The sequence below is a fragment of the Azospirillum halopraeferens DSM 3675 genome (assembly GCF_000429625.1).
GTDB lineage: Bacteria > Pseudomonadota > Alphaproteobacteria > Azospirillales > Azospirillaceae > Azospirillum > Azospirillum halopraeferens.
Window position 1 is genome coordinate 511,557 of the sequence record NZ_AUCF01000001.1, and the last position, 26,975, is coordinate 538,531.

The window sequence follows — 26,975 nt, forward strand, 5'->3', positions numbered from 1 at the left end:
GGTTCAATTCCCGCGCATCTGCTCCTGCTGATAGCCTTGCAGGCCGATGCGCCGGATGAGGTCGAGTTGGGTTTCCAGCCAGTCGATGTGCTCCTCCGTATCGGCCAGGATGGACTCCAGCACCGTGCGGCTCTCATAGTCCCGCACGGACTCGCAGGCGGTGATGGCCTCGCGCAGGCAGGCGCGGTTGTGGCTCTCGACGCCCAGATCGTTCTCGAAGATCTCCGGCAGGTCGCCACCGATCTTCAGCGTGTGCAGATCCTGCAGATTGGGCAGCCCCTTCAGATAAAGGATGCGCGTGATCAGCCTGTCGGCGTGTTCCCTCTCGCCGACCGATTCCTCATGGATCGTGTGGGCGAGTCGCAGCAGCCCCCACTGGCGCAGCATGCGGGCGTGCTGGAGGTACTGGTTCACCGCCGTCAGTTCGTTGGTCAGGATGGTGTTCAGATGGCGGATGATCGTCGGGTCGCCCTTCATGTCTCCTCCCCGGGCTGATCGGATGGCCGGCAGTGAAGCAGAGCCACCGGGAAGCGGTCCAGCAGACTCTTCACCGGCAGCGGGCAATCGACCGGCAGGTCGTGGCGGCGGCCGGTGAAGACGTCGCATGGCGCCCCTTCCGGCAGTTCGGGAAGCAGCAGCGCCGTATCGCCCCACGCCTGCGCCGGCGGCAGCGGCCGGGACGCACCGTCGAGCAGCGGCACCACCAGACGCGGCGCCACCACCAGGGCGTAGCCGGTGTCCAGTCGGCGCAGGAAGGCGACGATGCGCTCAGCGTGCTCGCCCTGCACCTCCACCGGCCGGTACTCGCCGGCGGCGAACAGCACCGGCTCGCGCCGGCGCAGGTCGAGGGTACGGGCGATGACGAACTGCTTCACCCGGCCGTCGTGCCAGCCGTCCAGCAGCGCCCCCCCGTCTTCGGGCAGGGCATCCAGCGCGGCGCGGCGTGCCGCGTAATCGACCGGCCGGCGGTTGTCCGGATCGACCAGGCTGAGGTCCCAGAAATCGGTCCCCTGATAGATGTCCGGCACGCCAGGCGCCGTCAGCTTCAACAGCGTCTGCGCCAGCCCGTGCACCGCCGCGGCGGGTGCCACCGTTTCCAGCAGGTCCAGCAGCTCGGCCATGAAGGTGGCGCCGCGCACCGGGTCGAGGATGCCGCGCACGAACCGCTCCAGCGCGTCCTCATAGTCGGCGTCCGGCGACGCCCAGGAGGAGCGGACCTTCGCCTCGCGCACCGCCTTCACCATGTAGGCGACGATCCGGTCGGCGTAGGCATCCAGGCCCGGCCCGGACGGCCACTCCAGCTCCAGCGGCCAGGTGCCGACCAGCGTCTGGTAGAGCAGGTACTCGTCGTTGCGGCCCGGCGCCGCGGCTCCGTTGATTTCCCGTTTCTTGAAACGGTTCATCCTGTTCCACCGGCGCACCCGCCCTTCCCACAGGTCGGCCAGTTCCGACAGGGCGGCGATGCGCAGGCGGGTGTCCTCGCCGCGCTTGTGGTCGTGGGTCGCGGTGGCCAGCATGTTGAACGGCCAGCGCTTCAGGCGGTCCTGGTTGAGGTGGTGAAAGGCGCTGACGGAGGTGCCGAAGCGGCCCGGCTCGCCCCCCACCTCGTTCAGCGCCACCAGCCGGAAATACCGGTAGAACACCGTGTCTTCCAGCGACTTGGCCATCACCGGGCCGGAGAACTGCTGGAACTTCATGGCGATCTGCACGATGTCGGCGGGGTCGGCGCCCCGGGGTCCGCGGGCATCGCCGCCGGGGACATGGCGCGCGGCCAGGTCCGTGCCCAGAACTCCGTGCAGGAAGTCGTAGAGCGACTCGTCCACCGCCCCGGCGAGCTTGCGCGCGCGCCCCACCGCCCAATCGAGGTCGCGGCGGTCGGCATCGTACACACGCTCTGCCGTGACATAGGTGCGATAGACCGGCAGGCAGGCGACCACGTCGATCAGCGCCCGGCGGATGCCGGTCAGGGTGAAATCGCGGCTGGTCCAGCTTTGCTGCGCCAGCCGGTAGAGCGCGGTCGCCAGCACGTTCAGTTCGCTGGATAGGCTGGTGACCATGATCTTGCGCTTGGTCTCCAGCACCAGCCGGTCAAAATCCACGTCGCGGCGAATGAAGGTGTGATAGGCGTCGGTCATTGCCCGCTCGGCCGAGGCGTCGACGAACAGGCCGCCCACCAGCGTCATGAACTCGTAGCCGGTGGTGCCGGCGACCGGCCAGTCGTCGCGCAGGTTCTCGTGGTGGGCAAGGATCTTCTCCACCACCACGTAGAACGGCTCGCGCAGGCGCAGGCCGGGCGGGTCGGCAGTGGCCGGCCCGGCCTGGATCGTCAGGTAGGCGGCGCGGTCCTGCAATTTCTCGAAATAGCCGACGGGGTCGAACAGCCCGTCCACATGATCCAGGCGGATGCCCTGCAGCTTGCCCTCGCCGATCAGCCGGAAGACAAGCTGGTGGGCCAGTTCGAACAGCTCCGGCCGGTCGATGCGCAGCCCGGCGAGGTCGTTGATGTCGAAGAAGCGGCGATAGTTGATTTCGTCCGCCGCGACGCGCCAGTAGGCGGGGCGGTAGTGCTGCTCCTCCAGCAGGCGGTGCAGGTCGCGCAAGCTGTCGGGGTCGCCGGGTGTGCCGTTGACGGCCGTCACCATCCTCTCGATCGCATCGGCGATCGTGCCGTCGGCAGCGGCGATGGCGGCGAGTTGCGCGCGCAGTTCTTCCGCCTCGCGGTGTACGGTGTGCTGGCGCTGCACCGATACGGGCGTCCCGCCCAGCCCGGCAAAGGCTGCGATCAGCGCGTCCAGCGCCACCCCGTCCTCGCCCAGCGTGTCGCGGGCCCGGCGCAGCAGCCGCGCGTAGTGGCGCACCGCCACCGGGAAGCGATGGCTGTAATACCACACGCTGAACGACCCGCGCCCGGCGTCGAAACGAAGCTGGAGTTCGCCGCGCTCCAGCACATTGCCGTAATGGTCGCCAAGGAAGGGCAGCAGCACCTTGCCGTGCAGGCCGGGCTGCAACGGCTCCCAATCGATGTCGAAGAAGGGCGCGAAGGGGGACGCCGGCCCCCATTCCAGCACGTCCAGCCACCAGGGATTGTCGTTCCCGCCGACCCCCATGTGGTTCGGCACGAAGTCGAGGATCAGGCCGATGCCGTGATTGTGCAGCGCCTCCACGAAGCGGTCGAACGATGCCCCGTCCCCCACCTCGGGATTGAACTGGCTGTGGTCGGTGATGTCGTAGCCATGGGTCGAGCCGCCGCGCGCCTTGAGAAAGGGCGAGGCGTAGACATGGCTGACGCCGAGTTGCGCCATGTAGGGCGCCAGCTCCCGCGCCTGCTCGAAGGTGAAGCCCGCGTGAAACTGGAGGCGCAGCGTGGCGCGGGGGACATAAGGTGCGTCGGTCATCGGCCCTCCCGTCCGGCGGCGATCGCCGCGGCCACCGCCTTCACCCCGTCATGGCCGGCCATCGCCTCCAGCGGTACCGGCAGGCGGCGGCGCCAGTTGGGGTGCTGGTCGATGGTGCCCGGCAGGTTCGGCTGTTCGCTCTCGCCCAGAGCGTCCTCGATCTGCATCATGACTATCTGCCCCGGCGTGCGCCCGAGGTGGCGGTGCACCGCCTCGGCCAGCTCGGGCGTGAAGGGCTGGTTGCCCTCCTCGGTGGGATAGACGGCCGGGCGCAGATCTTCCCGCGTCAGCGCCTGCAACAGGCGCCAGCGGTCCACGCCGCGGTCCCAGGCGTCCTTTTCCGCCGCCTTCGCGTCGGGATACAGGTCCAGGGAGCGCCGCCACTCCATATCGCGGCCGGTCCAGTATCCCTTGAGGGTGGGCAGGTCGTGCGTGGTGATGGTGACCATCGCCCGTTCCGGAAACGCGTCGGACCGGATGAACCCGCCGTCGTCGGTGCGTTCGAAGTAGAGGACGCGGTAGCTGAGGATGCCCGCCCGCTCCATGGCCGGTCGGAACCCCTCGGGCACGGTGCCGAGATCCTCGCCGATGACGACGCAGCCCCGGCGGCGGGATTCCAGCGCGATGATGCGCAGGAGATCGTTCAGGGGATAGGCGACGTAGGCGCCGTCGCCGCCGTCGGAGGGAATCCAGAACAGGTGCTGCAAGGCCATGACGTGGTCGATGCGCAGCGCCCCGGCATGGCGCATGTTGGCGCGCACCGCGGCGATGAAGGGCTCGTAGGCCGCTTCATAGAGGCCGACCGGCGAGAGCGGCGCCAGCCCCCAGTTCTGTCCCTTCATGTTGAACGCATCGGGCGGTGCCCCGACGCTGGCCCCCTGGACCAGCGTGTCGGGATCGGCCCAGGCCGCGGCCCCACCGGGATTCACCGCCACCGCCAGATCGCGGTAGAAGCCGAGGCCCAGCCCGACCCGCTTGGCGCGTGCCGCCGCTTCACCCAACTGGCGGTCGGCCTCCCATTGCAGGTACTCAAAGAACTCGACCCGCTCCAGGTTGTCGCGGGCGTAGGCGTCGACGGCGTCGCCGGCGGCGTTGCGGTAAGGCTCCGGCCAGGTCTGCCAGGACCAGCGCTGCGGGTCCTCGCCGTAGAACCGCTCGTGCAGGGCCTCGAAGGTCGCGTGCAGGCGCAACGGCCGGCCGAAAGCGCGCTGGAAATCACGGAAGGCCGCACCGCGCCCGCTGTCGCCGCCGGGAGCGAGGTGACGGGCCCGGAAGGCGGCGTAGAGCCGCTCCAGCACCGGCAGCTTCAGGCGCGCCACCGCCGGGTAGTCGACCAGCTCCGTCGACCGGGCCGCCGCCAGATCGGCGCGGAAGGAATCGGAGGCGATGAGGACGCGCGCCTCCGGGCACTCCTCAAGGTCCGGCACCGCCTCCACGTCGATGTAAAAGACGTTCAGGAAGCGCCGGCTGGACGGGGAATAGGGACTGAAATGATTGGGATCCGCGGGGAACAGGGCGTGCAGCGGGTTCAACCCCACCAGCCCCGCCCCCAGCCCCGCCGCCACTTCGGCGAAGCGGCCGAGGTCGTCGAAGTCGCCGATACCCCAGTCGTCACCGCTGCGCAGGGCATAGAGTTGCAGTCCCACCCCCCAGAGCCGGCCGCCGGGCACCGCCTCCTCCGGCGTCAGGCAGCGGTCGGGTGCAAGGATCAGCCGGCTTTCCCCCTTGAGGGCGCCGCCGACCGCGGGCGGGCGGATGTCCACCTCCAGCCGGTGATACCCCATGGGGGCGGGCGTCTCAACCCGCAGGGACCGCTGCTGGAAGGCCATGCCGTCCAGCGTGCGCGTGCCGGCCACCGGCAGGTCGCCGAACCGGACCGTGCCGCGGTGGACGGGCCCGTCCTCCTCCGCCAGCGTCCAGCTCAGGGTGGCGTCCTCCAGGCCCGCGGGGGCGCTGACCGGCACCACCGGCACCGCCGCCCGGTCCGCCACCAGGACCGGCGGCAGCATCCGGCGCCAGACACGCTCCTCCACCAGGCGCAGGCTTTGCGCCACTTCGGCATCCGATCCCGTCGGCAGCCCCATGGCGGCGATCAGGGAGCACTTCGTCTCCCGCGAGGTGTCGCGCCGGTTGCCCCAGACGTCGTGGTAGAAAGGCTCAATGCCGACCAAGTCGGCCAGCCGGTCCAGATCGCTCATTCCCAATCCCCGCGCTGCGGCGTCACCGGGCACCCTGGCCCCGGTCCAGGAACCACAAAGCCGTCCACCCGGCAAGTGTGCCGCCGTCCGGATTCTCCATTGTGCCATTGTCGCTGCGCGCCAGCAGGTCTCCCGGCGGACGGTCCGCACCGGCGACGGAGTCATCGCCCGTGTTGGCCAGCAGTGTCAGCACCGATCCGTCGCCCAGCGTCCAGGCGACACGGAACGCTGCATCGCGGTGCCACTCCACCCGCCCGCCGCCGGCGCCGGCCAGACGCGGCACCAGCTCCGCGGCGCGGGTGCGCAGCAGGGTGCGGGTCAGGTCGAGCCATTGCGCGTGCGGCTCCCGCCTGCGGGCGTCGCGGTCCGGCCGGGAGCCCTCGAAGGTGGCAGGGGCGTTGGGATCGGGGATGCGGGCGCGCGCCGATTCGTCGGCGAACTCGGGGAACGCGGCAAACTCGCGCCGCCGCCCTTCGCGCACCGCATCGGCAAGATCGCCGTCGAAGTCGCAGAAGAAGTTGAACGGGCGCCGGTCTCCCCACTCCTCCCCCATGAACAGCATGGGCACCGCCGGCGCCAGCAACGTGATCGTGGCCAGCGTCCGCAGCCGGCGCGGGTCGGCCAGCACGGTCAGCCGTTCGCCGAACGCGCGGTTGCCGATCTGGTCGTGGTTTTGCAGGAAGTTGACGAAGGCGGTGGGCGGCAGGTGGGCGCTGGGCTCGCCGCGCGCCTCGCCGTCGCGGTACGGCGACGGGTCGCCCTGGAAGACGAACCCCTCGGTCAGCGCGCGCAGCAGCTTGTCCACCGGCCGGTCGGCGAAGTCGCGGTAGTAGCCGCCGGACTCGCCGGTCACCAGGGCGTGCGCCACATGGTGGTAATCGTCGTTCCACTGGGCATCGTAGCGCACCGTCCGCCCCTGCCCGTCCCGCTCCAGGTACCGGGCGATGTTGGCGTCGTTCTCCAGCACCAGGTGGACGTGGCGGTCGTCCCCCGTGGCGGCGCGCACCGTGTCCGCCAGTTCGGTCAGGAAATCGGGCCGGCTGTCGTCGATGATGGCGTGCACGGCGTCGAAGCGCAGCCCGTCGAACCGGTATTCGTTCAGCCAGTAGAGCGTGTTGTGTATGAAAAAATCGCGCACCGGGCGGGCGTCCGCACCGTCGAAATTGATGGCCGCACCCCACGGCGTGTGGTGCCGCTCGGTGAAGAAGCGGCCGGCGTAGGCGTGGAGATAGTTGCCCTCCGGTCCGAAATGATTGTAGACGACGTCGAGGAACACCATCAGCCCGCGCCCGTGCGCGGCGTCCACCAGCGCCTTCAGGTCGTCGGGCGTGCCGTAGGACGAATCCGGAGCGAAGGGCAGCACGCCGTCATAGCCCCAGTTCCGCGTTCCCGCGAAATCGGCCAGCGGCATCAGTTCCACCGCCGTCACCCCCAGATCGGCCAGTTCGTCCAGCCGGTCGATGGCGGCGCGGAAGGTCCCTTCCGGGGTGAAGGTGCCGACGTGGAGTTCGTAGAGCACCGTCTCGTGCCATGGCCGGCCGCGCCATTCCGGATGGCGCCAGGTGTAGGCGCCGGGGTCGATGACCCGGCCGGGGCCATTGACGTCGTCGGGCTGAAAGCGGGAGGCCGGGTCGGGAACCTTCAGGCCGTCGGGCAGGGCGAACCGGTAGAGGCTGCCGGCACCGGCGCGCGGTGTCGCCAGCTCGAACCAGCCGTCGCCGACTGCGGACATCGGCAGCGCCTCCGCCCCGGACCCGTCGGGTCCGGCGACCTCGACGGCCACGGACGGGACGGACGGGGCCCAGAGGCGGAAGCGAACCGTCCCGTCGGGCCGCACCTCGGCACCGAAGGGCATGGAATGGACGAAGCGGGCTGTCATGAAGGGTATGTCCGTGTTGGCGGATGGCGACGGCACCGGAAGTGGATTGGGTATGAACGGTGCGGTGCAGTCAACACGCCAGCCCCCGCGTTGATCCGCGCAACGGGAGTACGCCCGATGGCAGGGGCCCGCCGCCCCGTCAGGACACCGGCGCGGAGCGCCGCGCGGCACGCCGCTCCCGCTGGAGCAGGTAGAGGCCGCTGGCCACCACCAGACCGCCGCCGACGGCCAGCCACGGGCTGGGCAGGTCGCCGAACACCAGCACCCCCAGCAGCACGCCCCACACCATCTGCGTGTACTGAAAGGGAGCGACCACCGGCGCCGGTGCGATGCGGAAGGCGCCCAGCGTGCAGATCAGCGCCATGCCGCCGAACAGGCCAGCCAGCGCCATCAGCGCCAGATCGCCGGGGGCGGGCGGGACGAAGATGAACGGCTGGAACAGGGCCAGCACCGCGGTCACCACGCAATTCCCGAAGAAGGGGAAGGAGAACGGCGTCTCCCCTGCGCCGTAGCGCCGAACCACCAGTGCGGAGGCGGAATAGCCCAGCGCCCCGACCATGGCGCCCAGCACGCCCACGTTCACCGCGCCGCTGCCCGGCCGCAGCATCACCAGAACGCCGGCGAAGCCGACCAGCACGGCCACCCAGCGCCGGGCGTCCACCCGCTCCCCCAGCAGCACCCCCGCCAGGGCCGCGATGATCAGGGGGGACGAGAACAGGATGGCGTACACGTCGGCCATGGGCATGTGGCTGAAACCGAAGAAGGCACCGTAACCCGCCGCCAGGCCGAACAGGCCGCGCAGGAGGTGAATGCCGGGCCGGCGCGTCGTCAGCATGGCAGGGCCGCCCCAGATCATCGCCGCGGCGGCGATGAAGACCAGCGAGAAGAGGGCGTTGAAGAACACCACCTCGACCAGCGGATAGCGGGTGCTGAGGTGCTTGATCAGCCCGTCGGCGGCGGAGAACAGGGCAAACCCCGCCACCGCCAGTCCGATGCCGGTGAGATTGCCCTCGGGGCGCGACGACGGCATGGCGGGCCCCTCAGGCAAGACCTTCGAACCCCGGTTCGTTGGGTGGAATTCCCATCTCCCCGGCGACGCGGACATAGTCGTCCGCCACCACATGGGCGAGGTGCAGCGGGTCGCTGATGGTGAAGGCATAGCCGCGATCGTGGACGACCAGCGCGGTGCCGCCGGTCAGCGCCGCTTCCAGGAAGCGGACCAGGCCGGTGGTCCGCCAGGCATGGGGCCGCCGCGGATCGACGCACATCACCGTCACCGCACGGTCCGGATGCCGGAACACATAGGCGCCTGCGTCCTTTGGGTGCGGCAGCCCGTCCCGGTCGGCGGTGCCGTCGCGGTGCCCCTGGATGTAGCGGCACACGAAGCCGGCGCAGACGGCCGGCCGCGCCGGGGCGTCGTACACGCCGCAGCCGCTGCCGGCGATGTGGCGGCAGGGATGATAGGGCGGCTTCGCCAGCGCCTCGATGCGGAAGACGACGCAACACAGCGTGCAGCCGTCGCACGAGGCGGCGGCCGGCGGTCGGGCGTCGCCGCCCGCCCCCACCGCCGTCACCGGGCCTTCGGCGTGGCGGCCGGTGCGCCGAGCGCGCCGTCGATGCTGAACTCCCTGGCGGCCAGCACCCGAACCGCCGCGGCCAGACGGTCGCGCATCCGGTCGGCAAGCGCCCGGTCGCCGGCCGGTGCTTCGTGGGTAAACAGGGTGAAGAGGTTGGCGTCGGTCAGGTAGAGCAGCAGCGCCACGTGCAGCGGTCCCCGGTCCGATGGGCATTCCAGGCTGCCGGTGCGCAGAGTCAGCCCGATCATCACCTCCACGTCGCCATACTCGGCCTTGCCGCCGCCGCAGGCCGATACCATGGCGTTGCGGTAGATGTCGCTGATCTCCGATAGCGTCGCCGTCTCGTCCACCAGATGCTGGCGCACGCTGGCGGTGACCGGGCCGGCGCGCCACAGGAAGTCGGGTCGGCGGTCGGCCGGCAGATCCTCCAGCGGCACCGGCGCGATGTCGCGGATGCCCGCCTCGACCAGCAGGGCGAGCAGCGCGTCGGGGAGCGGCGACGCCTTCTCCGGCGCCGGCGGCCGGCTTGCGGCCACCTTCCCGTCCTTCTGCACGCAGGTCTTCAGCTCGGTCAGCGCCTTCTTGGTGCCTTTCAGGCGGAAGGCGACGCGATCGGTGTCGGAGCGGATGAGCAGCTCGTTGCCGTTCATCAGACGGTCCAGCAGGGCATCGTCCTTGCCCTGGGGGATGACCAGCAGGTCCGATTGGGTGGACACGGCCGTGCGCTCCCGTTCGGTCCCGCCGTCGACGGTGAGGCGGACCGTCCACTCCGCGTTGCGCGGCAGGTTGGCGCCGGGAATCTGCATCCCGATGTTCAGTTCGCCCTGCGGGCTCATGGCGATGATCAGCAGGTGGCCGGTATCGAACCGGTTCTCGACGACGCAATAGGCGAACGCCCCGTCGGCCCCGTTCACCGGACCGCCGTACCATTCGCCGGCCGGTGTCGCCGCGGTCACGGGCGCATCGGTACCGGCGGCCGGAGATCCGGCCGGTGCCGGTGCCGCCGGCTGCGCGGCGGCCGGCGCCGAACCCGGCGCCGCCGGCTTGGCCTGAGGCTTGACGGTGGGCACGCGGGGCGTCGGCTCCGCCGCCGAGGCCGGCACCGGACCCGCGACGGCGGCCAGGGCAATACCGAAGGCAAGGGCGAGACTGGAAACCGAACGCACTCTCAACATGACGCTCCCGTCGGGCATGGGCGATCCGCCGCGACCCTAGACCGCCGCCCCCGGCGCGGCAAGGGGCAGCCCGGCCGGGGGACCGGTGTTGTCACGTCCGCGCCCCCGCCCGGCCCAGAAACGCATCACGCAGTGTCTGCGCCGCCACGCCGGACGCCGGCCCGTCGTGCACGACGCGACCCAGGCGCAGCAGCATCACCCGCGACGCGGTGGCCAGCGCCCGCGCCGCACTCTGTTCCGCCAGCAGCACGGCGGTGCCGGATGCGGCGATGGAGGCGATGGTGGCGAACACCTCCGCGGCCAGGGCGGGCGACAGGCCCAGCGACGGCTCGTCCAGCAGTAGCAGGCGCGGGCGCACCATCAGGGCGCGGCCGATGGCCAGCATCTGCTGCTGGCCACCGGACAAGCGCCACGCCGCCTCCCCCGCCTTGCCGCGGAGCTGCGGGAACAGGGTGAACACCCGCTCCAGATCCTCCAGCCGGTCCCCGCGGGCGGCGACGCCGGCGACCTCCAGGTTGTCGCGCACGCTCATGCCGGGAAAGACCCGCCGTCCCTCGGGAACGTAGCCGATGCCCAGGCGCACCCGCCGCTCCGCCGCCAGGCCGTTCAGGTCGGTACCGGCGAAGCGCACCCGGCCGGCCGACGCCGGCACCAGGCCAAGCAACGCCCGCAGCAGCGTCGATTTGCCGGCGCCGTTGGCCCCCAGCAGCGCCACCGGCTCCGCGGCTTCCAGGGTGAACGACACCCGATCCAGGGCGGTCAGGCCGCCGTAGCCGGCGCACAGCCCGTCGACAGCCAGCAAAGGCCCGGTCATGACGGCGCGTCCCCCAGATAGGCGGCGATCACCGCGGGATCGGCCGCCACCGCCGCCGGCGCCCCCTGAGCCAGCACCCGCCCGCCATCCAGGCAGACGACGCGGTCCACCAGGGGCAACAGGAAGTCCATGTCGTGCTCCACCACCAGCACGGCGACGCCGCCGGCGGCAACGGCGGCGATTCGGGCCGCCAGGTCCGCCTTCTCGTCGTCGGTCAGGCCGGCCGCCGGCTCGTCCAGCAGCAGCACCGCCGGTTCGCGGGCGAGGGCGCGCGCCAGTTCCACTCTCCGCCGCAGCGCGGCCGGCAGGGCCGCACCGTCGCGCGGCCCCAGGTGCAAGGCACCGACCCGCTCAAGCGCGTGCCCGGCGTGGGCCTGCGCCGCGGCGATCGATCCGTCGCGGTCCAGGCGGGCCGCGGTCACCGCGTCCAGCACCGTGCCCGCCGGCAGGCTGGCGGTCTGGAAGGTGCGGGCGATGCCGGCGCGGGCCAGCCGGTCGGCCCGCCAGCCGGTGACCTCGCGCCCGTTCAGGACGACGCGCCCGCCGTCGGGCCGCTCCAGGCCGCTCACCAGGTTGATCAGCGTCGTCTTGCCGGAGCCGTTGGGGCCGATCAGGCCGGTGACCCGCCCCGCCTCCAGGGAGAGGGTAACGCCGTCCACCGCGCGGACGCCGCCGAACGCTTTGCTCAGCCCCTCCACGCACAGGACGGTGCCGGCCGGCCGCTCCCGCTCCGCCCACGCGCGCGGCGGCACCGGCACCGCGGCCGGCGGCGGCAGCAGCCGTTCCAGCACCCCGGTCAGGCCGTAGGGGGCGACCACGATGGCCAGCAGCAGCGCCGCGCCGTAGACCACCAGGTAACTCTGCTCCAGGAACCGGAACCACTCCGGCAGGTGCAGCAGCAGCACCGCCCCGAGGATCGCCCCCGCCACCCGGCCGCGGCCGCCGACGATAGCGATGGTCAGCACCGACACCATGACGGGGAACTCCAGCACCTCCGGCGACACCACCCGCTGGGTGTGCACAGCCAGGGCGCCCGCCGCCCCGCCGTAAAGTGCGCTCACCGTAAAGGCCGCCAGGCGCAGCCGGCCCACGTCCAGACCCAGGGTCGCCGCCGCCAGCGGGTCGTCACGAACCAGCGTCAGCGCCCGGCCCCACCGCCCGCGCGCCATCCACCATGCCAGCAGGCCACCCGCCGCCACGGCAGCCCATACCGCGGCAGCCAGCGGGCGGCCCCGCGGCACCTCGACACCGAAAGCGGCGATCCCGGGCACGCCGGCCAGCCCGTTGGCGCCGCCCGTGAGGTCCGGCAGGTTCACCGCAAGCAGCAACACGACCTGCGCAATGCCCAGGGTTGCCAGCGCGAAGTAGTGGGATTCCAGCCGCAGCACCGGCAGGCCCACCAGCACCGCCAGCACGAACGGCAGCAGCAGCGACAGCGGGAAGGTGACGGGAAACGGCAGGCCGTAGCGGCTGCCGAGGATGCCGGTGACGTAGGCGCCGATCCCGAAGAAGGCGCCCTGCGCCAGCGACAGGGCGCCGGCCAGCCCGAACACGATCTGGAATCCGATGGCCGCCAGCGCGTACACCCCGGCGACGGTCAGCACCCGCAGCTCGTACGGTGAGGCGTACAGGGCAGCGTACGCCAGCAGGGCCGCCCCGGCGACGGCCAGCACCCCACCGGGACTGCTCACATGGGGAAGGAGCCTAGGCACGGCGCCGCGCCACCTCGCCGAACAGCCCCTGCGGGCGGAACACCAGGATCGCCAGCAGGGTGACGTACAGGGCGCCCAGGGCGACCGGATAGGACAGCACCGAGGACACGCCCACTTCGAACAGCGCGATCAGCAGCGCCCCGGCCACCGCGCCGGGGACCGAGCCCCAGCCGCCGATGGTCACGGCGATGTAGGCTTTCAGGATCAGGTCGCCGCCCGCTGTCGGGGTGACGAAGAACTGGTTGGCCAGCAGCAGCCCCGCCGCCCCGGCGTAGGCCGCAGCCAGCGCGAAGGTGGCCATCACCATGGCGGTGACCGGGACCCCGCACGCCCGCGCCATCTCCGGGTCCTGCGCCGTGGCCCGCAGCCGCCGGCCGAGTTGGGTGCGGCCGAACACCCATTGCTGCCCGCCGATCAGCAGCGCCGCCACGGCGACGATGGCCAGCGACTGTTCCGGCACCACCAGCCCCGCCAGGTCGAGCGTGCCGCCCCCCAGCAGCGGCGGGGCCGCCCTGGGCTCCGGCCCGAACAGCACGGTGACGCCGTTCTGCAGCATGATGCCCACCGCGATGGTGGAGATGAACACCGCGACCGGCGGACGGTGGCGCAGCGGCAGATAGGCGGCCAGCGACAGCAGCAGCCCCAGCCCGGCCATGAGGGCGAGCACCAGGGGCAGCAGCAGCAGCCCCGGCACCGGCAGCAGCGGCGCCAGCGCCGCCGCCAGAATGCCGCCGGCCATCACGAGGTCGCCCTGCGCGAAGTTGACCGCCCCGGTGGCGTTCAGCACCAGGACGAACCCCAGCGCCACCAGCGCGTAGGCGGCGCCGAGCGCGATGCCGTTGAGCAGCAGTTGCAGGGCAAGCACGGCCGGGCCCCGCCCCTACCTGGTGCTGCCGGACAGGGCGTCGTAGCGGCGCACGACCTGCGGCACCCGCGACGTCCCGTCATAGCACACGATGACCGCCGAATGGGCCATGTTGCCGGTGCCATCCGACCGGTAGGTCATGGCCAGCCCCTCGTGGGTGCCGTCGGCCAGGGCGGCGCGCACCGCCTCGGCCGTGCGCGCACCGCGGGCGATGGCGTCCAGCACCATGCGGGTGCCGTCGTACTGGCCCAGCGCGAAGGCGTCGGGCTCCGTGCCGAAGGCGGCGCGGTAATCGGCGGTGAAGCGATCCATTTCCGGGCTGCCGCCGGACACCGGTGACGCCGCCGTCTCGGCGCACACGCCCTTCATCTCCGCCGGGTCCAGCAGGGCCGCGGTGCTCGGCTGGTGCATGGCCGAACCGGCGACGATGGGCACCTCCACCCCGTGGGCCGCCGCCTGGCGCAGGAACAGCGCCGTCGGTCCCGAGTGCAGGTGCAGCACCAGCACGTCGGGCCGCGCCGCCAGCGCCTTGGACAGCACCGGCAACAGGTCCCTGGCGGCGGGGTCCACCCCTTCCTCGTACACCACCTCGGCGCCCAGCGCGCGGAACCGCTCGGCCAGATGGGCGCGGCCGCTCTGGCCATAGGCGGTGGTCTGGTAGATCACCGCGGGGCGCCGCTTGCCCAGCTCCTCCACCACATAGCGGGCGTGCGCCTCCTTGGTGACGGCATCGCCGGGGAAGAAGCGGAAGACCCAGGGATTGCCCTGTTCGGTGATCGACGCGGTGCCCGACACGGTGACCAGCGGCACCTTGTAGTCGGCGGCCAGCGGCAGCATGGCCAGCATCTGCGTGCCCAGCATGCTGGCCGCCACCGCGACCGTGGTGCCGCGGCCGAGTGCCCGCTCCAGCGCCGTCACCGCCGCCTCGGGCGAGGTGCCGGTGTCGACCACGTCGGTCGCCACGGTAACGCCCGGCGGCTGCGCCCCGCGCAGCGCCAGCACGGCACCATTGCGCTGGCTGGTTCCTTCCAGCGACAGGAAGCCGGTCAACGGCACCAGCACGGGCATGTTCAGCGTCTCGGCCCGCGCCGGGCCGGCCGAGATGATGCCCGTGAGAAGCAGGAACGCGAGGCTGCGCCGCATGGATGTCTCCTCCTCGCCGGCGGGGAGCCCGCGCGGGAGAGGATGGGTGGCACCCCGCCCTCGCCCGGCTCCCTTCGCTGGCATGACCCAGATCAGGTTCGATGGGTGTTTCTCAGCCCGCCCCGTCAAAGGATCGGGCACCCCAGCCGTTCGGGTCCGGACACTCGCAAGCCGCCCCGGACGTGTCAAGCATGCCGTAGACCGGATTCCGGAACCCTACCCGCCGCCGGCCGCGACCTGTGCATAATAGTCCCGCGGCGCGCAGCGCCGGGTGAAGGTGCCGTCCGTCAGGTGCTTCAGGTCATAGTCGTGGTTGATCTGCCCCATGTCCGGCGGAAAGCCGGCGCCGTGATCACGATGATATTTCGTCAGGAAGGTCGCCATATCCCGGGGAAAGGACCGCGACTTGAAGGGAACAGCCGCGTCCTGTTCGGCCGACACCGGTTGCGGAACGATGCGCGAGTCGGCGATGAGGGCGCAGTGGCCGCCGGCCCGCCACACCCGCATGCCGATGTCGGGATCGCCGAAATGGGCGGTGTAGTCACGGGAGAACCAGCCGCCGATGGCCAGCACGCTGCGCCGCGTCATCACCGGGAAATAGGGATAGTACAGCCCGTAGACAGCACCGAACCACGGCACCGCCGGCCGCGCCAGCCCGCCGGCGAAGGGAAAGCCCCGCGCCTCGCCGGCCGCCAGCGCCGCCGCCAGCGGGTCCAGCCAGCCCGGTTCCGGCCTGTGGTCGTCCGAGAAGGCGACGATCACGTCCCCCCGCGACGCCTCCCAAGCCAGGGCGTGGGCGGCGCAGTTGCCCCGCGGTTCGGATTCGGCCACGTGGACCACATGCGTCCCCTCGATCCCGAACGGGCAGACGGCAAGGATCTCGTAATCGTGCCCGGCCGACGCCGCGTGGATCGCCCGCACCGTCTCGACCAGCATCTGCGGCCGCAGACTGGGCAGGGAGATGGAGATGGTCGGCATCGGCGGGACTCCCGTGTCGGTGGCGGGCCAGCCTAGCGCGGATCGGGACCCCGGCGGGAGTCCGCCGGTGCGTCGGCTCCGCCGCCCCTGCGCCGGGCGCAGGCGTGGCATTCCGGGGTCCGGACGGGCGGGCGCGTTGCCGGGGCCGGGGGCGGTCTGCTACACCTTCGTGCATGCGCCGACGCCGTTCCGGATCCCCCAGGGTCTCCGACCCCGACCAGTTCGATCTGCTCGACTATCCCGAGCCGACGGCGGTCCTGCTGACCTTCTCGGGCCGCACCGTCGATCTGGAGACGCCGGATTTCAGCCGTTTCGAGGTGGAGGACATCGCGCGGCCGCTTGCCTACCAGTGCCGGTTCGTGGGCAACACGCGGGTGTTCTTCAGCGTCGCCCAGCATTGCGTGCTGGCAAGCCACCTGGCACCGCAGGGCTACGCCTACGATGCGCTCATGCATGACTGCGAGGAGGCGTTCACCGGCGACTGGCCGACGCCGTGGAAGGTTCGCATCGGGCGCGACACCATCCGCACCGCCATCGCTCCCATCAAGCAGGCGCTGGCGCGTCGGTTCGGCTTCCGCTACCCGGAGCCGAAGGCGGTCAAGCTGTCCGACCAGCGGGCGCTGGCGACGGAGCTGCGCGACCTCTGCGCGCCCCACCGGGTGAACTGGCACGACCTGCCGCCGCCCGCCGCCGATCCCATCGTCCCGTTGGGGCCGGATGAGGCGATGGCGGCCTTTCTCGCCCGCTACCGCGAACTCCGGCCCGACTGACACCGCCGGGCCGGCCGGCGGTCACGCCGTGCCGGACGGCCGGTCGCCACGGCCGGTGCGTCCCGATGCGGCGGGCGCAACACCGAGGGTCTGCGCATCGCCCGCCTCCGACGCGGTTGCGCACCGCTCCGCCAGCTCGCGGATGGCGCCGCGGATCTCCGGGTCGCGGATGTGCTGGAAATAGCGGGCGAGCATCAGCGCCTCGCGCGACTGCAGCGTGCCGTCGTCGGCCGCCGCAGTCTCGGCCGGCCGGTCACCGGCCGTCGCCGGGTCGCGCGATCCGGCGCGGTCCTCCAATCCTTCGAAGAACACCGAAACGGGAACCCGGAAGAATTCCGACAGCTTGTACAGCCGGCTCGCCGAAACCCGGTTGAAGCCGCGCTCATACTTCTGCAATTGCTGGAACGTCAGTCCCAGCGCGGATGCCACGTCGCTCTGCGAGAGCCCGGCGAGCATGCGCAACTCGCGCAGCCGCTGCCCGACGTAGACGTCGACCTCGTTGAGGCCTTCCTTCTTCTGACGACCGCGTTTTCTCACTGCTCCCCCCGTGGTGAGGCAAAGCCGGGAACGGATACCGCCCGGCAAGAGACGATGTGTGGCCGGCCGCGCGGGAAGCGCCCGGTCGGCACCCTCTCGAACTCCAAAACAGCGGACAAACCCACGAGGTTTCGTCCGCTCGTTGAAATTTAGCTATGTGCCCTCCGGCACACTGTCAACCGCGGGTCTTGAATCTACGCCTATTGATACGTAGCCTACCCCAAGGCCATAGGTGGGCAACGGTCGGCGGTGCGTCCGCCGCTCCGGTGTGGTTCGCGCCGGGCGGGCGAAAAGTCCGCTCCTTCCACGCACATCGCGCGTGGCATTGCCGTGACCATACCGCCGCACTGGGCAAAATTTGCCGGGCACTCGGCAAAAAGTGCCCGGGAATTAACCTTCCCTTCATCAAGACTTTCCTAGCATGCACCGGTGATCGAGCCTCCGGCGCGGAATTTGCAGCCGCCGTCCTTTTCCCCGTTGCGGGAAGGCGGGCTGCGGAAGGGATTTCCCGGCGCGCAGGCGGCCAGCCGTTCGGGGACGACGCGTGAACAATCTGCTTCAGACCCTTCGCAACCTTGGACCGGCCCGCCTCGCGGCGATCGGCGGCGTTGGCCTGCTGCTGATCGGCTTCTTCGTGTACCTGACGACGCGCCTGTCCTCGACCGAGATGGAGCTGCTGTACGCCGAGTTGCAGCCGAGCGACGCGGCGGCCATCGCCAAGATGCTGGACGACGCGAAGATCCCCTATCAGGTGGACCGCACCGGCGCGAAGATCATGGTGCCGGCCGACCAGGTGGGGCCGGTGCGCATGCGCATGGCCTCGGCCGGCCTGCCGACGGGCGGTTCGGTTGGGTACGAACTGTTCGACCGCTCCGAGGGGTTCGGGGCCACCGCCTTCATCCAGAACATCAACCACCTGCGCGCGCTCGAAGGCGAGATGGCGCGCACCGTGGCCACCCTGGCCGGCGTGCAGCAGGCCCGCGTGCACCTGGTGCTGCCCAAGCGCGAGCTGTTCGCCCGCAACCAGAATCCGGCGACCGCCAGCGTCTTCATCCGCATGAAGCCGGGCGCCCAGCTCTCGCGCGAGAACATCCTGGCGGTCCAGCACCTGATCGCCGCCTCGGTCCCCAACCTGGAGCCGGGGAAGGTCTCCATCGTCGACGACAAGGGCAACCTGCTCGCCCGCGGCATGGGCCAGAACAGCGAAGAGCTGCTGATGGCCACGGCGGAGGAGAAGAAGCTGGCCTATGAGGGCCGCCTGGCCCGAACCATCGAGGAACTGGTGGGACGCACCGTCGGCTTCGGCCGCGTGCGCGCCGAGGTGTCGGCCGATCTGGACTACGACCGGATCACCACCCAGTCGGAGATCTTCGATCCCGAAAGCCAGGTCGTCCGTTCCACCCAGACGGTGACGGAAAGCAACGAGAGCCAGGACCGCGACCCGCTGGCCCCGGTGACCGTCGACCAGAACCTGCCGACCGCCCAGACCGGCGGAGGTGAAGCCGGTCCGATCTCCTCGAACCGCCAGTCGCGCAACGAGGAGACGATCAACTACGAGATCAGCCGCACCACCAAGAGCCACGTGCGCGAAACCGGCCAGGTCCGGCGGCTGTCCATCGCGGTGCTGGTGGACGGCACCTACACCCCCGCCGCCGCCGGCTCGCCGCCCGCGTTCCAGCCCCGCACCGAGCAGGAGATGGAGAACATCCGCGCCCTGGTGCGCTCGGCGGTCGGCCTCGATCCGGTGCGGGGCGACTCGCTCGAAGTCATCAACATGCGGTTCTCCACGCCCGATGACGAATTCGCGACACCCGAAGAACTGTTCATGGGCCTGACCAAGGATGATCTGTTCCGCATTGCCGAGATGGTGGTGCTCGGCATCGTCGCGGTCCTCATCATCCTGCTGGTCATCCGTCCCCTCATCACCCGCGCCTTCGAAAAGGCGGAAGCGGAGGACGAGGACGAGATGGACAAGCTCCTCACCGACCAGTCCGGCATGCCCGCCGCCCTGGCCGGCCCCGCCGGCGCGCTGGCCCAGGACCTGGCCCTGGAAGCCGCCCAGGCCGACGAGGAGCTGGAGCAGATGATCGACATCAACCGCGTGGAAGGCCGCGTGCGCGCCTCGTCCCTGCGCAAGGTCGGCGAGATCGTGGAGAAGCACCCCGAAGAGGCGGTCTCCATCCTGCGCAACTGGCTGTATCAGGAGAGCTGAGCGATGGCTGACCGCCCGGCGGGGAGCACGCCATGACCTCGGTGCGCAAGTTCCTGTTCGACGAGTCCTTCGACGTCGACGCGCCGGGCCACGCGCGCGCGGTGGACGACGACTACCTGCTGCCGGAACCGGAGCCCGAGCCGGAGCCCGAGCCGGAGATCCCCCCTCCCCCGGTCTTCACCGAGGAGCAGATGGAGGCCGCCCGCCGCGCCGGCTATGCCGAGGGCGAGACGGCCGGCAGTTCGGTCGGTTACGGCAAGGGCTTCGCCGAAGGGCACGCAGCGGGGCGCCGCGACGGGATGGAAGCCGGCCGGGCCGAGATGGCGGCGACCAACGAGGCGCGGCTGGCCTCGGCCCTGGACCGCATCGCCGGCGGCGTCGAGCGGCTGCTGACGGAGCGCGACGCGACCAACGCCATGCGCCGGGACCAGCCCGTGCACATCGCCCTGGCCATCGTGCGCAAGCTGATGCCCGACCTGGCACGCCGCGGCGGCCTGGCGGAGATCGAGGCCGTGGTGCGCACCTGCGTCATGGAGCTGATCGACGAGCCCCGGATGGTCGTCCGGGTGGCCCCCGACATGCACGACGAGGTGGGGGAGCGTCTGGACGCCCTGTCCGGCAGCCGCGGCTTCGGTGCCAGGCTGATGGTCGTGGGCGACCCGACGCTGGCTGCCGGCGATTGCCGGATCGAATGGGCCGAAGGCGGGGTGGAACGCGACACCGCCCGGCTGCTGGCCGACATCGAACAGTGTGCGGTGCGCCTGTTGAGCGCACCCGCCGCCTGACCGCAGAGGTTTCGGAGACCTGAATGTCCAAGGACAACTTCTCGCTGGACGAACTCGATGCCGCAGCACGCAACGAGGTGGCCGAGTACGAAACCGGGCTGGGACCGGCCAAGGATCTGGAAGCCGTGTACGACATCCCGGTGCAGATCTCGGCGGTGCTGGGCAAATCGACGATGCAGGTGAGCCAGCTTCTCAAGCTCGGCCGCGGTGCCGTGGTGGAGCTGGACCGCAAGGTCGGCGAGGCCATCGACATCTACGTGAACAACCGGCTGGTCGCCCGCGGCGAAGTCGTCGTCGTGGAAGACCGCCTGGGCGTGACCATGACGGAAATCATCAAGTCGGACCGCGGATGACCAGCACGCGCGACACGGTGGACCCACGCTCCCCCGCCGGCCTGTCGGTCCCGGCCACGGGACGGCTGCGCCCGCGCGGCGGGCTGGACCCGGCGACCCTGCTGGGGCTGGCGGCGGCGCTGGGCGTCATCGCCGCGGCGGTGGTGCTGGGCGGCGCGCCCGGCGCCTTCTTCGACACGCCGTCCATGCTGATCGTGCTGGGCGGGACGCTGGCGGTGACGACGGCCGGCTTCTCCCTGTCCGACGTGGCGGCGGGCTGGCGCGATGCGGTGCTGGTGCTGGTGCACCGGACGCAGGACCCGCGCTCCGTGGCGCGGCGCGTGCTTCTGCTGGCCGAGGCGGTGCGCCGGGCCGGCCCCGAGATGCTTCAGGGCATCCTGCCCGATCTGAAGAGCGAGAGCTTCCTGCACCGCTGCGTCGCCCTGATCGTCGAGGGCCTGCCCGCGGACGAGCTGGAACGCGTCCTCAACGGCGAGGTCGAGGCGGCGGCGGCCAGCCGGGCGCGCAGCGCGGCGGTGCTGCGCCGCGCCGCCGAGGTGGCGCCGGCCATGGGGCTGATCGGCACCCTGGTCGGGCTGGTGCAGATGCTGGGCAACCTGAACGACCCCGGCAGCATCGGGCCGGCCATGGCGCTGGCCCTGCTGACGACCTTCTACGGCGCCGTCCTGGGCAGCGTCGTGCTGACGCCGCTGGCCGGCAAGGTCGAGCGCTCGGCCGAAGAAGAAGCGCTTATCAAGACTCTCTACACCATCGGAGCGGTATCGATGGCCCGCCAGGAGAATCCCCGGCGGTTGGAAATGCTGCTCAACACCGTCCTGCCGCCCGCGCGGCGGATCCAGTACTTCGACCGGGAACTCCCGAGGGGAGCGTAAAGCGATGCGTCTGTTGATCGTTGGAACGTTGGAAGGGTACATCACCGCCGCCGGCAAGATCGCCATGCAGCGCGGCGCCAAAGTGTCCCATACCGACAGCATCGAGGGCGCGCTCAACGCCTTGCGTGCGGCCGCCGGCGCCGACCTGGTGATGGTCGACGTCAAACTGGACATCGCCCGCTTCATCGAGTGCCTGAAGACCGAGCGGATCACCATCCCGGTGGTCGCCTGCGGCATCGGCACCGACGCGGCGGCGGCGGTGAGGGCCATCCGGGCCGGAGCGAAGGAATACATCCCCCTGCCGCCCGACGCCGAGCTGATCGCCGCCGTCCTGTCGGCGGTGGCGGAGGAAAGCCACGCCATCATCTGCCGCGACCCCGCCATGCAGGCGGTGCTGCGTCTGGCCGACCAGATCGCGCCGTCCGACGCCTCCGTCCTCATCACCGGTGAGTCGGGCACCGGCAAGGAGCTGATGGCCCGCTACATCCACCGCAAGAGCCGGCGCGCCAACGAGCCGTTCGTGGCGGTGAACTGCGCCGCCATCCCGGAGAACCTGCTGGAATCGGAGCTGTTCGGCCACGAGAAGGGCGCCTTCACCGGCGCCGTGGCGCGGCGCATCGGCAAGTTCGAGGAGGCCAACGGCGGCACCCTGCTGCTGGACGAGCTGTCGGAGATGCACCCCCGCCTCCAGGCCAAGCTGCTGCGCGCCATCCAGGAGCGGGAAATCGACCGCATCGGCTCCTCCCAGCCGGTGAAGATCAACGTGCGCCTGATCGCCACGTCGAACCGCAATCTGGAAGCCGAGGTCAAAGCCGGCAACTTCCGCGAGGACCTGTTCTTCCGCCTCAACGTGCTGAGCATCCCCCTGCCGGCGCTGCGGGAACGGCCGCTCGACATCCCGCTCATCGCCGAGCACTTCGTCAAGAAGTACTCCGAAGCCAACGGGCTGCCGGAGAAGTCGCTGTCGCCGGTCACCCTGGGCCTGCTCCAGGGGCACCACTGGCGCGGCAACGTGCGCGAGCTGGAAAACACCATGCACCGCGCCGTGCTGCTGTCCCGCGGCGAGATGATCGAACCCGACGCCATCATGCTGTCCGGACAGATCCTGGCGCCGGAGGGCACGGCGCAGGCGTCCATCCCCGCGGGATCGCCGGTGGCGCAGCCCTTCGCCTATCCGTCGGGCACCGTGCCGCCGGCCCGGCCGGCACCGACGGGCAACCCCTACGCGGCCTACGCCCACCAGCCGCCCGCCGGCTATGCGCCGCAGCCCTCGGCTCCGCCGCCCCGGCCAATGACCGCGGCGACAACGGCCGCCGCGGCGCCCGCCGGCACGCTGGCGGCGCTGGTCGGCCGCACCGTGGCCGACGTGGAGCGCGACCTGATCATCGAGACGCTGAGCCATTGCCTGGGCAACCGCACCCACGCCGCCAACATCCTCGGCATCTCCATCCGCACCCTGCGCAACAAGCTGAAGCAGTATACGGAAGACGGCGTCCCCGTGCCGCCGTCGGGATCGGAGGAGCGCGCGGTGGTCTGATCCGCGCAAAGGTGGTAGAGGGAACGACTTAAAGCGGGAAAGCACGGGGTACGGCGGCGACGATGGCGCTCACCGAACAGACGGATCCCGAAGGCCGCGGTGGCGGCGGTGGCGGCGGCGGGAACATGGCCGCGCTCGGGGACATGCTGAGTTTTGCCAAGAGGTCGCTCAAGCGCGGCGACCTCGTGATGGCGTTCGGCATCGTCCTGATCATCGTCGGCCTGATCATGCCGATGCCGCCGATCATGCTCGACATGATGCTGGCGCTGAACATCACGATCTCCGTGCTGATCCTGATGGTCGTGCTGTTCATCGAGAAGCCGCTCGACCTGTCGTCCTACCCGACCATCCTGCTGATCACCACGCTGCTGCGCCTGTCGCTGAACATGGCGTCGACCCGCCTGATCCTGCAGCACGGGCACGAGGGCACGGACGCCGCCGGCCAGGTCATCCAGGCGTTCGCCGGATTCGTGATGGGCGGCGACTTCATCATCGGCGTGATCGTCTACGGCATCCTGACGATCGTGAACTTCAAGGTGATCACCGCCGGTTCGGGCCGCATCGCCGAAGTGGCGGCGCGATTCACCCTGGACGCCATGCCCGGCAAGCAGATGGCCATCGATGCCGACCTGTCGGCCGGCATGATCGACGAGTCGACGGCGCGCGCCCGGCGCAAGGAGCTGGAGGACGAAAGCGCCTTCTTCGGCTCCATGGACGGTGCGTCGAAGTTCGTGAAGGGCGACGCGGTCGCCGGCCTGCTGATCATGTTCATCAACGTCATCGGCGGCGTGACCATCGCGGTCCTGCGCTATGACATGCCGGTGGTCCAGGCGCTCGACACCTTCACCAAGCTGACCGTCGGCGACGGCCTGGTGTCGCAGATCCCGGCGCTGGTCATCTCCATCTCCGCCGGCTTCCTGGTGTCGAAGGCCGGCCAGGGCGGATCGACCGACAAGGCGGTGGTGGGCCAGCTCACCAACCACCCGGCGGCGCTCGGCCTGTCGACGCTGGCCATCGGTTCGCTGGCCCTGCTGCCGGGCATGCCGCTGCTGACCTTCCTGCCGGTGGCCGCCGCCATCGGCGCCGCCGCCTACTTCGTTCCGAAGATGCGCGCCCGCAAGGAGCAGGAGGAGGCCGAAGCGGCCCTGGAAGAAGCCGGCGCGCCGGGTGCGCCCGGCGGCGCCGCGCCGGTGGCGGACGAACCCATCGCCACGGCGCTCGCCATCGACCTGATCCGGCTGGAACTGGGCTACGGCCTGCTGTCGCTGATCAACCAGCCCCAGGCCGGCAGCCATCGCCTGACCGACCAGATCAAGGGCCTGCGCCGCCAGATCGCCGGCGAGGTGGGCTTCGTCATGCCGGCGGTGCGCATCCAGGACAACCTGCAGCTTCCGCCCAACGTCTACGTCATCCGCATCAAGGAGATCGAGGCCGGGCGCGGCGACATCCGCCCGAACATGCTGCTGGTGATGGACCCGCGCGGCGAGGCCATGAGCCTGCCGGGCGAGCAGACGGTTGAGCCCACCTTCGGCCTGCCCGCCATCTGGATCGAGCCGGGCTACCGCGAGGAGGCGCTGTTCCGCGGCTACACCGTGGTCGATCCCTCGACCGTCATCACCACCCATCTGACGGAGACCATCAAGGACAACATGCCCGAGCTGTTGTCCTTCACCGAGACGCAGAAGCTGCTGGACGAGCTGGACAAGGAGCACCAGAAGCTGGTGGCCGACGTCATCCCGCAGCAGATCACCGTCGGCGGCCTCCAGCGGGTGCTGCAGAACCTGCTTGCCGAACGCATCTCCGTAAGGGATCTTCCCACCATCCTGGAGGGCATCTCCGAGGCCGCCGGGCAGACGCGTTCGATCACCCAGATCACCGAGCACGTCCGCTCCCGCCTGGCCCGCCAGATCTGCGACGCCTGCGCCAACGAGATGGGCTTCATCCCGCTCATCACCCTGTCGCCGGAATGGGAGAACGCCTTTGCGGAGTCGCTCGTGGGCGACGGCGACGAGCGGCAGTTGACGATGGCACCTAGCCGGCTGCAGCAGTTCATCACCTCGGTGCGCCAGACGTTCGAGCGACACGCGATGATGGGCGAGACCCCCGTCCTGCTGACCAGCCCCCTGATCCGGCCCTACGTCCGTTCCATCGTGGAACGGTTCCGGCCGTCGACCGTGGTGATGTCGCAGAACGAGATCCACCCCAAGGCGAAGATCAAGACGCTGGGGGTGATCTGATGATCGTCGGCGCCCGCGATGACCGCCCGGTCCGGAAGGAGCGCCCGCCATGCGGCTGAAGTCCTTCCACGCCAGGACCATGTCGGAGGCGATGCGGCAGGTCCGCCAGACGCTGGGCGACGATGCGATCATTGTCGCCACGCGCGAGGAGGAAGGCGGCGGCGTGCGCGTCACCGCGGCGGTGGAGGAGGATGATCATCCCCACGCCTCCGGCCGCACCCTCAACGCGCCCGCCAAGCCGCCGCCCGAGCCCGAAGTGGACGTGGGCGAGGCGGTGGCCGACGCCCTGCACCGCCACGGCGTGCCGGCGGCCCTGGCCGAACAACTCATCGACGCCGCCGCCGGGCTGGACACCGACGACCCGACGCTGGCGCTGGGCGCCGCGCTGGACGCCGTCTTCACCTTCCATCCCCTGGCCGAGGGCCGGCCGGGCCAGAAGCCGCTGGTCCTGGTCGGCCCGCCGGGGTCGGGCAAGACGCTGACGGTGGCCAAGCTGGCGGCCCGTGCCGTCTTCCGCAACCGGACGGTCAGCGTCATCACCACCGACACGGTGCGCGCCGGCGGCGTCGACCAGCTCGCCGCCTTCATGCGGCTGATGAAGGTCAAGCTCCACACCGTGGAGGATCCCGAGGCGCTGCACGGTGCCATCGCCATGAGCCGCGAGGCGGACCTGATCGTCGTCGACACAGCCGGGCGCAACCCGTTCGACGCCGAGGACATGACCGACCTGAAGGCGCTGATCGCCGCCGAGGACGTGGAGCCCATCCTGGTCATGCCCGCGGGCATGGACGCCGTCGAAGCGGCGGAGGTCGGGCAGATCTTCCGCCAGATCGGCGTGCGGCGTATGCTGGTTACCAGGCTAGACGCCACGCGCCGGCTGGGCAGTTTTCTGACCGCCGCCTTCCGGGCGCGGCTTGCGCTGTGCGAGTGCACCGTCGCACCCAAGGTGGCGGAGGGTCTGACGGCCCTCAACCCGGTGGCCCTCGCCCGCATGATGATGCCGGGCGAGGAGAAGAAGGCGGAACGGCCCCCACCGCCAAAGGCCAAGGCCCGCAAGGCCAAGGCACCCGCATCGGCCCACGCACTGAGTTCCCCGTCGTCGAGGACCCTCCCATGACCGAACCGGTTTTCCAGGCTTCCGCGCCCATGACCAACGTGCGGCCGCTGCGCGGCGCGAACGTCATTGCCGTGGCCAGCGGCAAGGGGGGTGTCGGCAAGACCTGGTTCTCCATCACGCTGGTCCACACGCTGGCCCGCATGGGCAAGAACGCGCTGCTGTTCGACGGCGATCTGGGTCTCGCCAACGTAGACATCCAGTTGGGATTCGCGCCCAAGCACGATCTGGGGCAGGTGATCGACGGGTCGGTGACGCTGCAGCGCGCCGCCCAGCGCTTCCCCGACGGCGGTTTCGACATCATCGCCGGCCGCTCCGGCTCCGGCACGCTGGCCACCCTGCCCAGCCAGCGCCTGTCGTCGCTGCGCAACGACCTGCTGGACCTGGCGCGCAAGTACGACCACGTGGTCATGGACATGGGCGCCGGCGTCGACCGCACGGTGCGCACGCTGGCCGGCCCGGCCGGCATCACGCTGGTGGTCACCACCGACGAACCGACCTCGCTGACCGACGCCTACGCCTTCATCAAGCTGACGCACAGCACCAACCCCAACGCCGACCTGCGCGTCGTCGTCAACGTGGCGCAGAGCGTGAAGGAGGGCGAGCGCACCTACAACACCATCCTGAAGGCCTGCACCAACTTCCTGAAGTTCAAGCCGCCCCTGGCCGGCATCGTGCGGCGCGACCTGAAGGTGCGCGACGCCATCCGCAACCAGGTGCCGCTGCTCACCCGCTCGCCGTCCAGCGACGCCGCGTCGGACGTCCAGGCCATCGCCCAGCGCCTGCTGCGCGAGTAGGCCGGCGCCGGGGACGAGAGGGATA

Annotated in this window: 22 protein-coding genes and 1 riboswitch; of the genes, 9 read left to right on the top strand and 13 right to left on the bottom strand. The window is 70.6% G+C overall.

Annotated features, from left to right (window positions below):
- Positions 1-3: 3 nt before the first annotated feature.
- From bfr to G472_RS0102520, 12 genes are all read right to left on the bottom strand, one after another.
- A complete protein-coding gene (gene bfr / locus G472_RS0102465) occupies positions 4-477 on the bottom strand; it encodes a bacterioferritin (RefSeq protein WP_029007099.1) in 474 nt (157 codons plus the stop codon).
- The gene (gene treY, locus G472_RS0102470) at positions 474-3,395 is read right to left on the bottom strand and encodes a malto-oligosyltrehalose synthase (RefSeq protein ID WP_029007100.1); all 2,922 of its coding nucleotides are present in this window, start codon (positions 3,393-3,395) and stop codon (positions 474-476) included. The genes bfr and treY overlap by 4 nt, the downstream gene beginning before the upstream one ends.
- Entirely contained in the window at positions 3,392-5,593 is a 2,202-nt protein-coding gene (gene malQ / locus G472_RS30845) for a 4-alpha-glucanotransferase (protein WP_035690694.1), read from the bottom strand. The genes treY and malQ overlap by 4 nt, the downstream gene beginning before the upstream one ends.
- A 22-nt stretch (positions 5,594-5,615) precedes the next feature.
- Complete coding sequence (gene treZ, locus G472_RS0102480; RefSeq protein ID WP_029007101.1) at positions 5,616-7,472, bottom strand: malto-oligosyltrehalose trehalohydrolase; 1,857 nt, start codon at positions 7,470-7,472, stop codon at positions 5,616-5,618.
- Positions 7,473-7,611: 139 nt separating this feature from the next.
- Positions 7,612-8,502 (bottom strand): DMT family transporter, encoded by an 891-nt coding sequence (locus G472_RS30850; RefSeq protein ID WP_051340199.1) that lies wholly within the window; start codon positions 8,500-8,502, stop codon positions 7,612-7,614.
- Positions 8,503-8,512: 10 nt separating this feature from the next.
- Positions 8,513-9,046, bottom strand: coding sequence for a hypothetical protein (locus G472_RS38625; protein WP_029007102.1), 534 nt, complete (start codon positions 9,044-9,046; stop codon positions 8,513-8,515).
- Positions 9,043-10,242, bottom strand: a complete 1,200-nt coding sequence (locus G472_RS39650) for a hypothetical protein (RefSeq protein ID WP_211100126.1) — start codon at positions 10,240-10,242, stop codon at positions 9,043-9,045. The genes G472_RS38625 and G472_RS39650 overlap by 4 nt, the downstream gene beginning before the upstream one ends.
- Before the next feature lie 73 nt (positions 10,243-10,315).
- Positions 10,316-11,038, bottom strand: a complete 723-nt coding sequence (locus G472_RS0102500; protein WP_035690697.1) for an ABC transporter ATP-binding protein — start codon at positions 11,036-11,038, stop codon at positions 10,316-10,318.
- On the bottom strand, positions 11,035-12,729 hold the full coding sequence (locus G472_RS0102505; RefSeq protein ID WP_029007104.1) for a branched-chain amino acid ABC transporter ATP-binding protein/permease: 1,695 nt from the start codon (positions 12,727-12,729) through the stop codon (positions 11,035-11,037). The genes G472_RS0102500 and G472_RS0102505 overlap by 4 nt, the downstream gene beginning before the upstream one ends.
- A 13-nt stretch (positions 12,730-12,742) precedes the next feature.
- Positions 12,743-13,615, bottom strand: coding sequence for a branched-chain amino acid ABC transporter permease (locus tag G472_RS0102510; protein ID WP_029007105.1), 873 nt, complete (start codon positions 13,613-13,615; stop codon positions 12,743-12,745).
- A gap of 15 nt (positions 13,616-13,630) precedes the next feature.
- Positions 13,631-14,758, bottom strand: coding sequence for an ABC transporter substrate-binding protein (locus G472_RS0102515; RefSeq protein WP_029007106.1), 1,128 nt, complete (start codon positions 14,756-14,758; stop codon positions 13,631-13,633).
- 52 nt (positions 14,759-14,810) lie between these two features.
- A riboswitch (TPP riboswitch) is annotated at positions 14,811-14,913 on the bottom strand.
- A gap of 61 nt (positions 14,914-14,974) precedes the next feature.
- Positions 14,975-15,736, bottom strand: a complete 762-nt coding sequence (locus G472_RS0102520) for a glycosyltransferase family 2 protein (protein WP_029007107.1) — start codon at positions 15,734-15,736, stop codon at positions 14,975-14,977.
- Between the two features lie 173 nt (positions 15,737-15,909).
- Between G472_RS0102520 and G472_RS0102525 the strand changes: the two genes are divergently transcribed.
- On the top strand, positions 15,910-16,506 hold the full coding sequence (locus G472_RS0102525) for an HD domain-containing protein (RefSeq protein ID WP_029007108.1): 597 nt from the start codon (positions 15,910-15,912) through the stop codon (positions 16,504-16,506).
- A gap of 21 nt (positions 16,507-16,527) precedes the next feature.
- Here the strand turns inward: G472_RS0102525 and G472_RS0102530 are convergent, their stop codons facing one another.
- Positions 16,528-17,043, bottom strand: a complete 516-nt coding sequence (locus G472_RS0102530) for a helix-turn-helix domain-containing protein (RefSeq protein ID WP_029007109.1) — start codon at positions 17,041-17,043, stop codon at positions 16,528-16,530.
- Between the two features lie 544 nt (positions 17,044-17,587).
- On the opposite strand from G472_RS0102530, the gene fliF reads away from it, so the two are divergent.
- The 8 genes from fliF to G472_RS0102570 all read left to right on the top strand — a co-directional run bounded on the left by fliF (position 17,588) and on the right by G472_RS0102570 (position 26,950).
- Positions 17,588-19,255 carry a flagellar basal-body MS-ring/collar protein FliF gene (gene fliF / locus G472_RS0102535; protein WP_029007110.1) on the top strand — a complete coding sequence of 556 codons (1,668 nt, stop codon included), beginning with the start codon at positions 17,588-17,590 and terminating at the stop codon, positions 19,253-19,255.
- 32 nt (positions 19,256-19,287) lie between these two features.
- Positions 19,288-20,040, top strand: a complete 753-nt coding sequence (locus G472_RS0102540; protein WP_029007111.1) for a FliH/SctL family protein — start codon at positions 19,288-19,290, stop codon at positions 20,038-20,040.
- Positions 20,041-20,063: 23 nt separating this feature from the next.
- The gene (gene fliN, locus G472_RS0102545; protein ID WP_029007112.1) at positions 20,064-20,393 is read left to right on the top strand and encodes a flagellar motor switch protein FliN; all 330 of its coding nucleotides are present in this window, start codon (positions 20,064-20,066) and stop codon (positions 20,391-20,393) included.
- Positions 20,390-21,265 carry a motility protein A gene (locus tag G472_RS0102550; protein WP_084536385.1) on the top strand — a complete coding sequence of 292 codons (876 nt, stop codon included), beginning with the start codon at positions 20,390-20,392 and terminating at the stop codon, positions 21,263-21,265. Before fliN ends, G472_RS0102550 begins: the two co-directional genes overlap by 4 nt.
- Positions 21,266-21,269: 4 nt before the next feature.
- A complete protein-coding gene (locus G472_RS0102555; RefSeq protein WP_029007114.1) occupies positions 21,270-22,802 on the top strand; it encodes a sigma-54-dependent transcriptional regulator in 1,533 nt (510 codons plus the stop codon).
- Positions 22,803-22,864: 62 nt separating this feature from the next.
- Positions 22,865-25,039: a flagellar biosynthesis protein FlhA gene (gene flhA / locus G472_RS0102560; RefSeq protein ID WP_029007115.1), complete on the top strand. Its 2,175-nt coding sequence runs from the start codon at positions 22,865-22,867 to the stop codon at positions 25,037-25,039.
- Between the two features lie 49 nt (positions 25,040-25,088).
- Positions 25,089-26,156: a flagellar biosynthesis protein FlhF gene (locus G472_RS0102565; RefSeq protein WP_029007116.1), complete on the top strand. Its 1,068-nt coding sequence runs from the start codon at positions 25,089-25,091 to the stop codon at positions 26,154-26,156.
- The gene (locus tag G472_RS0102570; RefSeq protein ID WP_029007117.1) at positions 26,153-26,950 is read left to right on the top strand and encodes a MinD/ParA family protein; all 798 of its coding nucleotides are present in this window, start codon (positions 26,153-26,155) and stop codon (positions 26,948-26,950) included. Before G472_RS0102565 ends, G472_RS0102570 begins: the two co-directional genes overlap by 4 nt.
- Positions 26,951-26,975: the final 25 nt, after the last annotated feature.